Below are 15,294 nucleotides of genomic sequence, written 5' to 3' on the forward strand. Positions count from 1 at the left end.
AGCTTGTCTCGCGATCTTTTAAAAGATCAAAAGATCGCGAGACAAGCTCGCTCCTACAGGGTGTGGCGCACACAAACCCTCCCACTCGATGCAACGGCCAAAATCAAAAGATCGCGAGCCCTTTCTTTAGCCCGTTAAAACCCGAACTTGTCACGCAAGCTGTAATACCAGGCACCTAGCGCCGTCAGCGGTGTACGCAACAACTGCCCGCCGGGGAAAGGGTAGTGCGGCAAGTCAGCAAACGCGTCAAAACGCTCAGCCTGCCCGCGCAGCGCTTCAGCCAGCACCTTGCCCGCCAGATGCGTATACGTCACCCCGTGCCCGCTGCAGCCTTGGGAGTAATAGATGTTGTCGCCAATGCGCCCAACCTGCGGCAAACGGGACAGCGTCAGCAGGAAGTTGCCTGTCCATGCGTAATCAATTTTTACGTCCTTGAGCTGCGGGAACGCCTTGAGCATCTTCGGTCGAATAATCGCTTCGATGTTGGCCGGATCGCGCGCCCCGTACACCACGCCACCGCCGAAGATCAGGCGCTTGTCGCCCGACAGGCGATAGTAGTCGAGCAAATAGTTGCAGTCCTCGACACAGTAATCCTGAGGCAGCAGCGTTTTGGCCAACTCCTCGCTCAGCGGTTCAGTGGTAATGACCTGCGTGCCACACGGCATGGACTTGGACGCCAGCTCAGGCACCAGATTGCCCAGATACGCGTTGCCCGCCACGATAATGAACTTGGCACGTACCTTACCTTGTGGCGTATGCACCACCGGGTTGGCGCCTCGCTCTATGCGTACAGCGGGCGACTGCTCGTAAATCGTGCCACCCAAGGATTCGACCGCAGCCGCTTCGCCCAACGCCAGATTCAGCGGGTGGATATGCCCGCCGCTCATGTCCAGCAGGCCGCCCTGGTAGAGATCGCAAGCAACCACTTCACCAATACGGCGCTTGTCCAGCAGCTCAAGTTGCGTATTGCCGTAGCGTTCCCACAACTTCTTCTGCGCTTCGAGGTGACCCATTTGTTTGCTGGTGATCGCAGCAAACACACCACCGTCTTTTAAATCGCACTGGATCTGATATTTGGCAACGCGGTCACGAATAATCTTGCCGCCTTCAAAGGCCATCTGGCCCAACAGCTGAGCTTGTTTGGCGCCGACCGTGCGCTCAATTACATCAATGTCGCGGCTATAACTGTTAACGATCTGGCCGCCATTACGCCCTGACGCGCCAAAACCCACTTTGGCCGCCTCAAGCACCGTGACCTTAAAACCGTGCTCCAGCAGAAACAAAGCACTCGACAGCCCGGTATAACCGGCGCCGATCACACAGACATCCGTTTCAACCTCATCCTGCAGGGCAGGGCGCTCCGGCGCCGGATTAGCCGAAGCCGCATAGTAGGACTGGGGATAAGGTGTGTTCGCCATTCTGCAACCTCTGTTTTATATTTTTTACGAGTGCGCCCGATGCTACCTCAGTTGAAATTCGCCCGCCAGCCAGCGCCAACTGAGTATTTTCGGGGTGAAAATAAAAATTTCGACTATTCATGGGGTTAGCTGCAAAAAAGGTGTTGACACCCCTCCGCAAATCTATAGAATGCGACCCCACAGCAGGCACGTAGCTCAGTTGGTTAGAGCACCACCTTGACATGGTGGGGGTCGTTGGTTCGAGTCCAATCGCGCCTACCAAACAAAATCCGCTCTGCTGGGCGGTCTAGAAGGGCTCACCGAAAGGTGGGCCCTTTTTTGTTGTCTAAAATTTAGCGTCCTCCTTAAATGCATCAGGCTAGCCGATAGCTCAAGGGTTGTTATGTGGCTCTGATGCTATACAGATTCTGTCCTTGTCGACGTGATCAAACCATTTATCCCTTAATTAGAGCTCGGCAGGTGCGTTATGGGCTTGGCATTCGGGTCAAAGTTTTTTCGGGTTAAGTGCTGCCCGGTTTGCATTTTGGGGTGAGTCTGCTTGGTGGCGGGGTATGTTTGAGTGGGTGTAATTCGCGGCTCATATTGAGCGACAATTTATGGCAAGTAATTGCTTTAGAAGGTAGGGCGGGTGGTCTTCTTATAGCTAATTACTCTGGATTCTACGTGGGGGGCAAAGTTGGCCGCTAAGCGACCTGAGGCGAAATCTGTGCGCAGGTTGGTAGGTAGTTGTCTGTGGTCTGGTGCGCTGGAGGGCTCACCGTGCGCTGCTACAATAAATGGAGGTCAAAAAAATTTATGCCAAACAGGTGGCGGTATCCGCGATGGCTGATGTTCATTTGAGCTGGAGGCTGCGGTAATCAAAGTTTTTTAGTCTTTTCAAATGATTGTGGTCGAATTGTTCTAAGTATGCGGGCGTTAACGTGAGATGGAGAGGGTGGTACAACAATTGCTCAAGTGGCTATCCGTCAGTCAGGTATCGTTTTTTGTGGCGCACTAGAAAGGTTGTGAAGTTATTGCATGGCTTAAAAACTTGTCGTGAGGTCTTCAATTGGTGGGTTCAAGCGAGCGGGATGCGTTTGGTGATTGTTTGATCTTGATTGTGTCGGTAATGAAAAACCAAAAACGCCAAAAAAATGACGATGCCAGTTGTTTTAACTTGGTGATGCAGCTTTTTTTGCTGGATTATCCAAAATATTGACGATATCATTTTGGTGGCTTATCTTGATGTATATAAAGTGGCGTTGCGGATGTCCTTTTTAGAAAGTCAGCGTCACGGGAAATGTCTATGAATCGTACAGATGACATATCGAATCTTTTTGGTCGATTCGGAGCAAGTGCTGAGAGTTATCACGAGTTCGATAGTCAGGTCGATTTCAAAGAGACTCAGCCGGCTCAGGAGCAGGAAGAAATGCCGTCTGGCTCAGAGCTTGCCCCCGTTCCTGGTAACGTCCCACTTGATCCTGTAGCTGAAGTGCTCGAAGAGCTTATCGAGCCTGTGCAGGTTGACGTGCACTCCTCGCTGCATGAAGTATCTTCAGTATCGTCTGCTCCTGTCGTAGTGGGCGATTGCTTGCCGGTTGTTGAGGCTTGTCTCGCGTCTGAACTGCTTGAAGTTGAAGCCGCTGCATTACCAGTGCCGACTTCGAGTACTGCTGAGCCCACTGCGTTGCCAGAAGTTATTGATGCTGGTGATTGTTTTGAGGCGTCTGCTACAGGGGCTGAATTCGAGCAGTCAGTTGAGTTCCGAACGCCGCAGGAGCAGTCGTTTTCAGCAGTGACTTCTGTTACTGCGCCAAGCCAACTGCGTAATCTGTTGTCTGAAATCGCTCAGGAGCGACCGGCTATAGAGGCTGCTGGCCAACTGCTTGCGGCCGAAGAAGCGTCAGAATCCGGGCGCTCTGATGTGTTGCTGGTAGAACAAAAGCAGGCTTTGCCAGCAGTTCCTCCTGTCACTGCACCTGGCCAGTTGCGCAACCTGCTCGCTGAAGTAGTGCTGGCCCGTCAGGCAGAGGCACAACTCCTAGCTGAGGAAGCGTTGCGTCAAGCGGCAGCCCGTGGTCGTCCCGCCAAGTGCAAGGCGCACATTGTGGTGATGATTTCGCTCAAGGGTGGGGTCGGAAAGACCACTCTGAGTGCCGGTCTGGTCAGCAGTTTGCGGCTTAAGGGGGGGCGAGCGCTGGCAATCGATCTTGATCCGCAAAACGCGTTGCAATATCACCTAGGGGTCGAGCACAGCGTGTCCGGTTTCGGTAGCTCCAGCATGGCAGGGCTCAACTGGAGCGAGAGGTGGCAACGCGCTTTTAACGATGCTTTGCTGTTGCCCTACGGCATATTGAGCGAAGACGAGCGGAGTTCACTGATTAAGGACATGACCGAAGACCGCCATTGGCTGGCTCGCCAATTAGACAGCATGAATCTGGATGAAAACGATGTAGTGGTGATCGATACAGCGACCGGCAACAACCTGGCATTGATGCAGGCCCTGGATGTGGCGGATGAAGTACTTGTTGTGACGACGGCTGATGCGTCGAGTTTCATGGCCCTGGATCAGATCGATGGCGTGTTGGGCGAGAGCGATGCTCGTCCGGCGTATTCACGTTGCAGCTACTTAGTCAATCAGTTCGATGCCAGCCGTGAGTTTTCACGGGATATGCTCCAGGTTCTTAAGCGACGCCTTGGGGAGCAGTTGATGGCGGTTATTTCCCTGGATCATACCTTGGGTGAAGCGCTTGCCTATGGACGAAACCCTTTTTCAACGGTTGAGCCTTCGCCGGCGTGTGAAGACGTGTTGAATCTCGCAAAACAGCTAAAGGCCAGATTCGAAGCTACACCTGTTCAAGGGATTGAAGGTTGATGATAACAACAACTCCAGAATCCGGAGCCCCGTCTACACGCACGCAGCGTTGGGCCCAGGCATTTTCTGATCGTATTGAGCGGTGGCCGACGGCATTACGTCGAACTCTGGGCATAGGTGTGACCCTCTTAAGCTGCTTGCTTGCCATCTTTATTATCATTACGCCTTTTGAGTTGTATGCGCAGTGCATCTTTGGTTTGGGCTGTTTCATGGTGGCGCTGATTTTGCGCAAGATCCCGGGTCGCCTTACGGTTCTGATCTTGATCGGCCTTTCATTGACGGCGTCGTTGCGCTACATGTATTGGCGCGTCACGTCGACCCTGGGCTTTGAGAGCTGGGTCGACATGGCCTTCGGTTATGGGTTGGTGCTGGCTGAACTATATGCGCTGGTTGTGTTGGTCTTCGGTTACTTGCAAACAGCCTGGCCATTGCGTCGTCAACCGGTTTTGATCAAGGGGCCGCCCAGCGAGTGGCCCGTTGTAGATGTATTTATCCCGTCATATAACGAATCTCTGGATATCGTAAAGCTGACGATCTTTGCAGCCCAAGCAATTGACTGGCCCAAGGACAAGCTTCGCGTGCATGTACTCGACGATGGTCGGCGTGAGGACTTCCGCGAGTTCTGCGCCCAGATCAATGTCAACTACATTACTCGTGACAACAACCGTCATGCCAAGGCTGGCAACCTTAACGAAGCTCTTAAAGTCACTAGTGGCGAATTTGTGGCATTTTTTGATGCTGACCACGTGCCAACACGCTCGTTCCTGCAAATCAGTATCGGCTGGTTTCTCAAGGACCCCAAGCTTGCGATGCTGCAGACGCCGCACTTTTTCTTTTCTCCGGATCCATTCGAGAAAAACCTCAACACCTTCCGCTCTGTACCCAACGAAGGTGAGCTGTTTTACGGCTTGGTGCAAGACGGAAACGATCTGTGGAACGCAACCTTCTTCTGTGGCTCTTGTGCAGTGCTGCGCCGTGAGCCATTGCTGGAAGTTGGTGGCGTGGCAGTAGAAACCGTAACTGAAGACGCCCACACAGCGTTGAAGCTCAACCGTGCCGGTTACAACACAGCTTATCTGGCTATTCCTCAAGCAGCCGGTTTGGCCACAGAGAGCCTGTCGCGACATATCAGCCAGCGGATTCGTTGGGCGCGAGGGATGGCGCAAATTTTTCGGACGGATAACCCGTTGTTCGGCAAGGGTCTCAAACTGGGGCAGCGCTTATGCTACCTCAACGCAATGTTGCACTTTTTCTATGGCTTGCCGCGGCTTGTGTTCCTGACTGCGCCACTGGCATATCTGTTTTTCGATGCTCAGATTTTCCATGCAACAGGGTTAATGATCACGGCGTATGCGTTGCCGCACATTTTTCATGCGAGTTTGACCAACTCGGCTATCCAAGGGCGTTACCGTCATTCGTTCTGGAACGAGGTGTATGAGACCGTCCTGGCCTGGTACATCATGGGTCCGGTACTGATGGCGCTCGTAAACCCAAAGTTCGGTGGTTTCAACGTTACCGACAAAGGCGGGATCATCGATCAAACTTTTTTCGACTGGAAGCTGGCCCGGCCTTATATCGTGCTTCTGGCGCTCAACGTTGCAGGCATGATTTTCGGTTTTGTGCAGCTTGCAACAGGCGATGAGGGTGCTGTTACGACCTTGCTGATTAACTTGGTTTGGACGGTCTATAACCTGATCATCACCAGCGCTGCCGTGGCGGTAGCCAGTGAAACCCGTCAGGTGCGTTCAGAGCCGCGGGTTGCAGCCGAGTTGCCGGCGTTGTTGACCTTGGACGATGGTCGTTCAATAGAGGGCGTCACTCAGGACTTTTCACAAAAGGGCATGGGATTGCGTTTGCCTGAAGGCTTTAGCGTGCCTCAAGGGGCGCGGGTCAAGCTTTCGTTGTATAGAGATGATCATCCCAGTGTGTTCCCGGCAAGCATTGTGTTCAGTCGCGGCTCCTTGCTCGGTCTGCAGTTTGATCACTTGACGTTGCGCCAGCAAAGCGAACTGATTCGTCTGACGTTTTCACGTGCTGATACCTGGGCTTCTACATGGGGGCATGGCCAAATCGATACTCCTCTGACTGCTTTGCGCGCTGTTACCCGCATTGGTTGGCGGGGTATTCATGCACTTTTTCAAGCCACGATCATGGAAGCACGACAGTTCTTTCAGCGTCGTCGTGTCGGCCCCTCCACTCCAGAAAACGTAATGGACAAATGATGAAATCAAAGTCTTTCGCTTTCAGTAATCTGCGCGACCCGCGTCGCACCCTGGCAGGCATTGCATGCGCCTGGCTGGCGTTGAGTGGCGGCACTGTATTCGCCGAAACTGCTGCTGCGCCTGCTACTTCAGTTGCGCCTGCAGTGGCCAGTCCGCAGGGCTACACCGTTACGCTCAAACAATTGGGACGAAATTATCCAATGACGTTGCGTGGTGTAGATTCGACGGACAGCGTCAGCTTCAATGTGCGCGCAGATTCTATTGTGACTGGCGCCAAGTTGAATTTGCAGTATTCGTATTCGCCTGCATTGCTGGCGGAGTTGTCGCAAATCAACGTGCTGATCAATGACGAGGTGGCAGCGAGCTTACCTTTGCCTAAAGACAAGGCCGGACAGCCCCAGCAGCAGACAATCGAAATTCCGGCGCATCTGATCACCGAATTCAATCGATTGAGTCTTCAGTTTATCGGCCACTACACCATGAGTTGCGAGGATCCTCAGCACACCAGTTTGTGGGCCAAGATAAACAACAGCACCAATTTGAGCCTTGATATATCGCCATTGGCATTACCCAACGATCTGTCGATTTTACCGCTGCCATTTTTTGACCGCCGTGACGCGTTGCCATTAAACCTGCCATTTGTATTTGCAGCTTCACCGGACAACACCACATTAGAGGCAGCTGGTGCGCTGTCGTCCTGGTTTGGTGCGCTGGCCAGTTACCGCGGTGCCCGGTTTTCGTCAACCTTTAACCAGATCCCAGCCAGCGGTAATGCCGTGGTTCTGCTTAGCGGACCGGGTGAGCTGCAACTGGATGGGGTGAGCTTGCCAGCAGCCAAGGGCCCTAGCATCAATATCATGACCAACCCCAATGACCCGAATGGCAAGTTATTGCTCATCACTGGTCGTGACAGCGCAGAAGTCAAGCGCGCAGCCACAGCGCTGGTCTTGGGAAGTCAGGCGTTGTCGGGCAACAGTGTGGTTATTGACAGCCTTGCAGTAGTGCAACCGCGCAAGCCTTACGATGCGCCAAACTGGTTGCCAACAGATCGCAAGGTCAAGCTCGGCGAACTTCTTCCCGAGCAGCAGTTTAATGTATCCGGTTACAATCCTGGCGATATCGTCGTGCCATTGAACTTTCCCCCTGACTTGTTTACTTGGCGAGATGATGGGGCCCCTCTGGACCTTAAATACCGTTACACACCGCAAGAGAAATCTAACAACTCGTCATTTATCATCAGCTTCAATGAAGCGTTGATTCAATCACAGAGCCTGCCATCAGAAGAAAAGCTCGACAGCAGTGTGTTGAGTTCGCTTAAAGCTAACAATGGCAATTTGGAGCGCGAGGCTAACGTGCGTTTGCCGCTGAACTCGGTGGCCCTGCAGTCACGCCTGCAACTCCGCTACATGTTCGATTACATCAAGCAGGGCGAATGCCGCGACATCATCATCGACAACATGCGCGGCTCTGTCGACCCTGAGTCTACGCTGGACCTGACCGGGTACGACCATTTCATCGCGATGCCTAACTTGGGCGTGTTCAAAGACGCCGGTTTCCCGTTCACCCGCATGGCTGACCTGTCAGAAACTGCGGTGGTGCTGCCTGATCACCCCGGCGTTGCTGAACTGAATGCGTTCCTGACCGTGCTCGGCCGTTTTGGCCAGTCCACCGGTTACCCGGCGGTTGGCGTGCAAGTGATCGAAGCTGACAAAGTGGCGGGCGCCGCAGATAAAGACCTGCTGGTGTTTGCCTCGGACAACAACCAGCCGTTGCTGTCTCTATGGGCCGATCGCCTGCCGGCTTACGATGCTAATGGCCAGCAGAAATTCCATCTGTCTGACCTGCCGATGCGCGTTCGCGACTGGTTCAGCCCGGATCCGGAAGCCAACTTGCGTAAAACCAAGCTGGCGATGGCGTTCTCCGGTGGTGCGCGCAGCACTTACCTGACGGGCTTCGAATCGCCGCTCAAGAGCGGTCGCAGTGTGGTGGTGATCGCAGGGGGCGGCCCTGACGGCCTGGCGGATGCGACCAATGCCCTGATTGGCGGGGAGGATTACAACCAGTCGGTCCAGGGCAGCCTGGTGGTGGTTCGCGATAAAGCCGTCGAGGCGCTGGTAGCTGACGAGGATTACTACGTCGGCAACCTGGGCACGATCAAATACCTGCAATGGTTGATGTCGCGCCACGTGCTGTGGGTGCTGGTGCTGACTGGCCTGGGCGTGGTGGTGCTCAGCGGGCTGGCTTACCTGGCATTGCGTGCACGTGCCAACAAACGGTTAGGTGACTGATCTGCCATGAAGGTTATTTCCAGCTCTGCATTGAACTCACTTTTGCGCAGTAGACGCACCGTATTCTCTTGGCTGGGCGGTCTTCTTGCTGCCGTTAGCTTGAGTCCTGCTTTGGCAGGTAATTCAGTGTGCAAGAATGAAAGTTGGCCATTGTGGCAAGCCTATGCAGCACGTTATGTGCAGGATGATGGGCGGATGCTCGAGTCAAGCGTCGAGCCCAATCACAGCACCTCTGAAGGGCAATCCTATGGAATGCTGTTTGCCTTGGTTGCGAATGATCCTCAAAGATTTGAGTCACTGTGGAAATGGACAACTGCCAATTTGGCAGGTGCTGACATAAATATCCGTTTGCCAGGATGGTTGTGGGGGCGTGGAAAGGATGAACAGTGGCAATTGCAGGACGCCAATTCAGCCTCTGATGCCGACTTGTGGATGGCTTATTCATTGCTCGAAGCTGCCAGGGTATGGCAGCGTCCGGATTATCACGATGATGCTCTGCGCTTGCTGAAAACTATTGAGTCGAAGTTGGTGATGAGTCTTCCTGGGCTAGGCAAAATGGTGATTCCCGGCCCTGAGGGGTTTGTCCAGCCTGATCATCTTTGGCGTCTTAACGCCAGTTATTTGCCGATTCCACTTTTGCGCCGCCTCGCCAAAGAAGCACCGAACGGTCCGTGGAAAGAGGTTGCCGAAAACACCGTGAAAATGGTTAAGGCCTCGAGTCCTGAAGGCTATGTTGCTGACTGGGTCGGTTATAGGGCAACAGGGCCGAAAGAAGGCCTGTTTGTCGTCGATCCGGTCAAGGGTGACATCGGTAGCTATGACGCAATCCGAGTCTACTTGTGGGCCGGTATGACCCCTAAGTCTGATCCGCTGGCGGGGCCACTCCTGTCTAGCCTCAACGGAATGTCTCTTGGTACGGGGTCAACAGGTTTCCCACCTGAGAATGTTCAGACCCAGAGCGGGGCACTCAAGAGGCAAGGACCTTTCGGGTTTTCTGCGGCGTTGATCCCCTATTTTGAAGCGAAGGGGCAACCCTGGTTAGCGGATATACAGCGGCGTCGAGTAGAAGAGTCGCTAAACGCCGCGTTGCTTAACGGTGGAAACTCAGGCAGCGAACCGTTGTATTACAACACTATGCTTAGCCTGTTCGCGTTTGGATGGGCAGAAAAGCGTTATCAGTTTCGTGATGATGGAACATTAAAAATGTCTTGGGAGACGCCATGCGTTCGCGCAGAAACTCGCTAGTTATCGGCCTAATGACTGCTGTTATTGGCGCAACGGCCCATGCTGAAAACAGTGATGTGCAAAAAGTGTTGATCGAGCAGGGTCAATACTGGCAAGCGCGCTCTGATGCCCCACGCGCTGCTGAGGCGTGGGAGAAAGTACTACGACTTGATGCCAAGCAAGTGGACGCACTGTATGGCATGGGGCTGGTCTCTCTCAAAATGAACAAGCCTGAGCAGGCGAAACAATACCTTGCCCGTTTGCAGGCATTGTCGCCCCGGCCTTGGCTAGCAGCGCAGCTTGAGCAGGATATTGCCCTTACTGATCCGAAAAATATTGCATTGCTCGCTGAAGCGCGACGCTTTGCTGATAGTGATCAGCGTGATCAGGCAACCGAAACGTTCCGAAAGCTTTTTGCAGGGCGAACCCCAGAGGGGCAAGTCGGACGAGAGTATTACACTAACCTGGCTTTCAATCCGACCGGTTGGCCCGAAGCGCGCAAAGGTTTTGAGCGTTTGTTGCGTGAAACGCCAGACGAGCCGATTCTAGCGCTATTTTATGCCAAGCACCTTGTTCGCCATGAAGACAGTCGAGCTGAGGGGATTCGGGCATTAGCGAAACTCTCGACTCGAGTGGACATTGGCGGTGATGCGGATGAAAGCTGGCGTCTCGCATTGGTCTGGATGGGGCCGCCGAACGCAGTACAAGTGCCTCTTTTCGAGCAATTTCTGAAAGTCCATCCTGATGACCAGGGGATTCGCGATTTATTAAACAAAGGCAAGTCTCAATCCGTCGCAGCAAGCCGGCCCGTGGCTTGGCAACCGGATCCATTGGTTGCGCGTGGATTACAGGCGCTTGAAAAGAACGATCAGGCTAGTGCAGAGCAAGCTTTTTCTGCTCGGTTGAAAAATAAATCTAACGACCCCGACGCACTTGGCGGCATGGGAGTGGTTCGCCAGCAACAGAATCGTCTTGCTGAGTCTGAGCAACTGCTCAACCGAGCTATTGCCAATGGTGGCTCACGCTGGAAACCGGCACTCGACAACGTGCGCTACTGGGCATTGCTTCAACAGGCGCGGGGCGAGGCGAAGAACCAGCCTGCAAAGGCTCAGCAAAGCATTGCACAAGCGATGCGCCTTAACCCCAAGGGGTTTGAGGCGCGGTTGGCGCTAGCAGATGTACAAGCTCAAAACGGCCAGCTGGATGCCGCGCAGTCCAACTACCGTCAGGTTTTGGCCTCGCAGCGTGGTAATGCCCAGGCTGTGCAGGGCTTGGTGAATGTGCTATCGCAATCAGGCCAGGCTGATGAAGCGCTGCGCCTGCTTGATACCCTGACTCCCGCCCAGCAGGCTGAGGTTGGCGGGGGAGGGCGTTTGCGTGCCCTGCGGTCTACTCAGAAGGCAAAAATTGCCGAGCAACAAGGTGACACTCGCGGGGCACAACAAGCTCTGTTGCAAGCGGTCAAAGATGCCCCTGATAACGTATGGACCCGGTTTGACCTGGCAAGGCTTTACCTTAAGACCGGCGAACCTCAGAAAGCGCGTGACCTGATCGACAGTTACCTCAAGGCGCACCCGACAGATGTCGATGCACTCTACACCAGTGCTTTGTTGTCTGTTGAGATGGAGCAGTGGGATGCCGCGCAAGCTGCTATCAGCCGAATCCCGGTTGGTCGTCGCACTGCTGACATGAACGAGTTGGCTGATCAGATAACGCTGACAGTGCAGATCAAGATTGCAGCTGCGATGGCTCGTCGGGGCCAGAGACAAGAAGCGCTGGCTTTGCTTGACCGCTTGCAACCAATGGCCACCCGCAGCCCTGATCGCATGGCAACTTTGGCTTCCGCTTATGTGGATGCGGGAGACTCGCAGCGGGCGTTGACCATGATGCGTGACGTCATCAATCAGACGCCAACCCCGTCTGCCGATCTGATGCTGCAGTATGCCAACCTGCTGCTGAAAACCGGCAATGATGCGCAGGTCAACTCAATCCTGCGTGGTTTACAAAACCAGCGTATGAGTGTTGCCACCCGCAAACGCTACGATGATGTGCTTTATCAATATCGGATTCGCCAAGCTGATTTGCTGCGCGAAGCGGGTGACCTGGCGGGTGCTTACGATACCCTCGCGCCGGCTCTGGCCTCGCGTCCCGATGATGTCGGCGCTGTTTCAGCCCTGGCCCGTATGTACGCCACCAGCGGTGACAATGCCAAAGCTTTCGAGTTGTACAAGCCTTTGTTGCAGCGTCAGCCCAATGATCCGCAGATGCTCCTCAATGCGGCCGATGCAGCTGTATTGGCGCATGACAACGGTTATGCCGAACGGGCTCTGGAGCAGTATGAGAAGCTGCAAAACTTCGATCCGCAGTCATTGGAACAGGCGGCACGTATTTATCGCAGCATGGGTAAAAGCAGTAAGGCAACCGATTTGCTACGCAAAGCCGTAGGCATTGAGCAGAGCGAGCAAAAACGTAGCCTGGCGTCTCAGATGGCAACGTCCAATACACCTGGTAACCCTTTTGCTGGCACATCTTCGCAGCGTTTTAAAGAGGGGCGCGCAGCGCTGGATACTATCCCTGCGCCGACGCAGGCGCTTCTGGAGTCCTCCTCATATACGTCGTCCAGTTCAGTGCCGTTACCGGCGGACCTGTATGCCGACCCGTTAATACGCAGCAGGGCGCCGGCAGGCTCGACAGTTGCTGTGGTCCCTGGTGTTCGTCTGGGCGGCGATACAGCTAACCCATTTGCGCCTTCAGGGACGGTCAACGTTGCTGTAGAGCAAGTCAGCTCTGCTCAGCGCGCTTTGGACAGTATCCTGCAGGAACGCAGTGGATACGTTACCCAAGGCGTTACGATCCGCAGCAATGACAGTGAATCCGGCTTGAGTAAGCTAACAGACGTCGAAGCGCCTCTTGAGGTGAATATTCCGGTCGGGGATGATCGTTACTCTGTTCGCGTAACCCCTGTTTCACTGACTGCCGGCCGAGTAGGCACTGATGCTGCCGAGCGTTTTGGCAGCGGTGGCGAATCGGCCGACGGTATTGGCTCGCAGCGCGATCAGGGTGTGGGTGTGAGTGTGGGCTACGCGCGCCCGGATGAAGGCATCAAAGCCGATATCGGGACCACTCCAATGGGCTTCAAGTACAGCACGATGGCTGGTGGTGTTAGCGTCGATCGCCCGCTTGAGAGCAACTCTAATGTTCGATACGGCGTCAACGTCTCTCGGCGCCCTGTCGTCGATAGTGTGACCTCATTTGCCGGTACTACTGATGGCCGGACGGGGCAGTCATGGGGTGGGGTTACAGCCAACGGCGGGCGCGGGCAGTTGAGCTATGACGACCAGGAAGTCGGTGCCTATGGCTATGGTTCGTGGCACAAGCTGGTTGGACACAATGTTGAATCCAACAGTCGCACAGAATTGGGCGGCGGAGTGTACTGGTATCTGCAAAATGTCGAAGACTCCAAGCTGACTCTCGGCTTAAGTGCTACCAGTTTGAGTTTTGAAAACAATCAGGATTTTTTTACATATGGGCATGGTGGCTATTTCAGCCCCCAGAGTTACTTTGCTCTCGGTGTACCGGTCACATGGTCTCAGCGTAATGACCGTTTGACTTATCAGCTAAAAGGTTCGGTGGGTGTTCAACACTTTGAACAAGATGCTGCGGACTACTTCCCGAATGACAAGAATCTGCAAGCAGCCAGCGGCAAGCGCTATTCAGGCCAGAACAAAACCGGCATCGGCTACAGTTTGAGTGCGGCTGGGGAATACAAGTTCGGCTCAAACTTTTTCCTGGGTGGCAACCTGGGACTGGATAACGCGCAAGACTATAAGCAATACACAGGCGCACTGTACCTGCGCTACATGTTTGAGGACATGAATGGTGCGATGGAACTACCGGTAAGTCCTTACCGTTCCCCTTATTCAAATTAATTATCTGGAGCCTTCAATGCCTTCTTCTGTTCTTGCTGGTATGACCTTATTGGTGCTTGGAGAAAGCCACATGAGTCTGGCGGACCATTTGATGGAGCCGTTGCATGCCAACTTGACCCAGCAGGGTGCTAATGTGCATTCGATTGGTGCCTGCGGTGCCAGTGCCGGGGATTGGCTGGTCACGAAAAAAGTCGATTGCGGTGCCGAAGAAAAAGGCAATGGCAAAATAGTGATCAAGGGACGCGATGCGACGACCACCCCTATCAAGGACTTGATTGCTGCTGACAAGCCTGATCTGGTAGTGCTGGTGATTGGAGATACGATGGCTTCCTATGACAACCCGGTTTTTCCGAAGGCCTGGGCATGGCAGAACGTTTCAAATCTGGTCAAAGAAATTACAGCGAACGGTGCCAAGTGCGCATGGGTAGGTCCTGCATGGGGTAAAGAGGGCGGCCAGTACAAAAAGAACGATCCACGCACCAAGCTGATGTCGGCATTTCTGGCGTCCAACGTTGCACCGTGCACTTATATCGACTCGTTGCAGTTCTCCAAGCCCGGTCAATGGGTCACTACAGATGGGCAGCATTTTACTGTGGCCGGTTATAAGTCCTGGGCTAATGCAATTGGTGAGGCGTTGGGCAAATTACCCGCGGACGCTGTCAGCAATAAAGGGGCTAAATAGTGACTCGTTTATTTCCCATGTTTACCGCTATTGCAGCGATGGGGGTCAGTACGACGCTAATGGCTGCAGAGTTCGCCCTGTATCCGACAGGGCCAAGTGAAGACTCGGCATTCATTCGCTTCGTCAACGCCAGCCCTGCGCCGCTGGAGGTGGTTGCTCAGCCTGGGCAGGCGCCGCTGCGTCTGGAGACGGCGCTGCCGGTGTCGCTGTTGTTTCCCGTGGACTCCAGCAAACCGGTCAAGGGCACGCTGGTCAGTGGCGGGCAGAAGTTGCCCATCGATTTGAAGATCGAGCCCAGTGAGTTTGTCACGGTGTTTGCTGTGCCGGATGGCGCGGGTATTCAACAGGCTGTGGTGCGCGAGCCCGACACTGACTTCAATGCTTTAAAGGCATCGCTGGCGTTTTTTAACGTCGATGCGTCGTGTGCCGATGCAGGGCTGCTCGCTGCGGGCCGTAACGCTGAGTTGTTCAAATCTGTACCGGTCAACACCGCCCAGCGCCGCATGATCAATCCGGTGCAATTGTCGGTGCAACTGGTGTGCGCGAATGCCAATGTCGGCGCTGCGCTGGATCTGGGCCAACTCAAGGCGGGCGAGCGCTACAGCGTGATGTTGGTGCCTTCTGCCAACGGGCCGCGGTTGTTGCACGCAACGGACACTCTATCTCACTGATCGGAT

At 54.2% G+C, this 15,294-nt stretch carries 8 protein-coding genes and 1 tRNA gene; 8 read left to right on the plus strand and 1 reads right to left on the minus strand.

The window, feature by feature from the left end:
- Positions 1 to 134: 134 nt before the first annotated feature.
- The gene (locus tag AAEZ03_RS07575; protein ID WP_123750512.1) at positions 135 to 1,418 is read right to left on the minus strand and encodes an NAD(P)/FAD-dependent oxidoreductase; all 1,284 of its coding nucleotides are present in this window, start codon (positions 1,416 to 1,418) and stop codon (positions 135 to 137) included.
- Positions 1,419 to 1,602: 184 nt separating this feature from the next.
- On the opposite strand from AAEZ03_RS07575, the gene AAEZ03_RS07580 reads away from it, so the two are divergent.
- The 8 genes from AAEZ03_RS07580 (at position 1,603) to AAEZ03_RS07615 (ending at position 15,288) form a co-directional block, all read left to right on the plus strand.
- Positions 1,603 to 1,679 (plus strand) — tRNA-Val (locus AAEZ03_RS07580).
- A gap of 1,024 nt (positions 1,680 to 2,703) precedes the next feature.
- Positions 2,704 to 4,272, plus strand: coding sequence for a cellulose biosynthesis protein BcsQ (bcsQ, locus tag AAEZ03_RS07585; RefSeq protein ID WP_350577411.1), 1,569 nt, complete (start codon positions 2,704 to 2,706; stop codon positions 4,270 to 4,272).
- Positions 4,272 to 6,494 (plus strand): UDP-forming cellulose synthase catalytic subunit, encoded by a 2,223-nt coding sequence (gene bcsA, locus AAEZ03_RS07590; RefSeq protein ID WP_048368895.1) that lies wholly within the window; start codon positions 4,272 to 4,274, stop codon positions 6,492 to 6,494. Before bcsQ ends, bcsA begins: the two co-directional genes overlap by 1 nt.
- A complete protein-coding gene (gene bcsB, locus AAEZ03_RS07595; RefSeq protein WP_350577414.1) occupies positions 6,494 to 8,782 on the plus strand; it encodes a cellulose biosynthesis cyclic di-GMP-binding regulatory protein BcsB in 2,289 nt (762 codons plus the stop codon). Before bcsA ends, bcsB begins: the two co-directional genes overlap by 1 nt.
- Positions 8,783 to 8,788: 6 nt before the next feature.
- On the plus strand, positions 8,789 to 10,027 hold the full coding sequence (bcsZ, locus tag AAEZ03_RS07600) for a cellulose synthase complex periplasmic endoglucanase BcsZ (protein ID WP_350577416.1): 1,239 nt from the start codon (positions 8,789 to 8,791) through the stop codon (positions 10,025 to 10,027).
- Positions 10,003 to 13,935, plus strand: a complete 3,933-nt coding sequence (locus tag AAEZ03_RS07605) for a cellulose synthase subunit BcsC-related outer membrane protein (RefSeq protein WP_350577419.1) — start codon at positions 10,003 to 10,005, stop codon at positions 13,933 to 13,935. Before bcsZ ends, AAEZ03_RS07605 begins: the two co-directional genes overlap by 25 nt.
- Positions 13,936 to 13,951: 16 nt before the next feature.
- On the plus strand, positions 13,952 to 14,617 hold the full coding sequence (locus tag AAEZ03_RS07610; RefSeq protein WP_153355775.1) for an SGNH/GDSL hydrolase family protein: 666 nt from the start codon (positions 13,952 to 13,954) through the stop codon (positions 14,615 to 14,617).
- Between the two features lie 17 nt (positions 14,618 to 14,634).
- A complete protein-coding gene (locus tag AAEZ03_RS07615; protein ID WP_350577537.1) occupies positions 14,635 to 15,288 on the plus strand; it encodes a cell division protein FtsQ in 654 nt (217 codons plus the stop codon).
- The last annotated feature ends 6 nt before the right edge of the window (positions 15,289 to 15,294 follow it).

This window comes from Pseudomonas sp. HY2-MNA-CIBAN-0224 (assembly GCF_040310285.1).
In the GTDB taxonomy this organism is placed as follows: Bacteria; Pseudomonadota; Gammaproteobacteria; order Pseudomonadales; family Pseudomonadaceae; genus Aquipseudomonas; species Aquipseudomonas helleri.

Coding starts and splice junctions, on each gene's coding strand:
- AAEZ03_RS07575 (WP_123750512.1), bottom strand. CDS start 1,418: ATGGCGAACACACCTTATCCCCAGTCCTACTATGCGGCTTCGGCTAAT.
- AAEZ03_RS07615 (WP_350577537.1), top strand. CDS start 14,635: ATGTTTACCGCTATTGCAGCGATGGGGGTCAGTACGACGCTAATGGCT.
- bcsA (WP_048368895.1), top strand. CDS start 4,272: ATGATAACAACAACTCCAGAATCCGGAGCCCCGTCTACACGCACGCAG.
- bcsB (WP_350577414.1), top strand. CDS start 6,494: ATGAAATCAAAGTCTTTCGCTTTCAGTAATCTGCGCGACCCGCGTCGC.
- AAEZ03_RS07610 (WP_153355775.1), top strand. CDS start 13,952: ATGCCTTCTTCTGTTCTTGCTGGTATGACCTTATTGGTGCTTGGAGAA.
- bcsZ (WP_350577416.1), top strand. CDS start 8,789: ATGAAGGTTATTTCCAGCTCTGCATTGAACTCACTTTTGCGCAGTAGA.
- bcsQ (WP_350577411.1), top strand. CDS start 2,704: ATGAATCGTACAGATGACATATCGAATCTTTTTGGTCGATTCGGAGCA.
- AAEZ03_RS07605 (WP_350577419.1), top strand. CDS start 10,003: ATGCGTTCGCGCAGAAACTCGCTAGTTATCGGCCTAATGACTGCTGTT.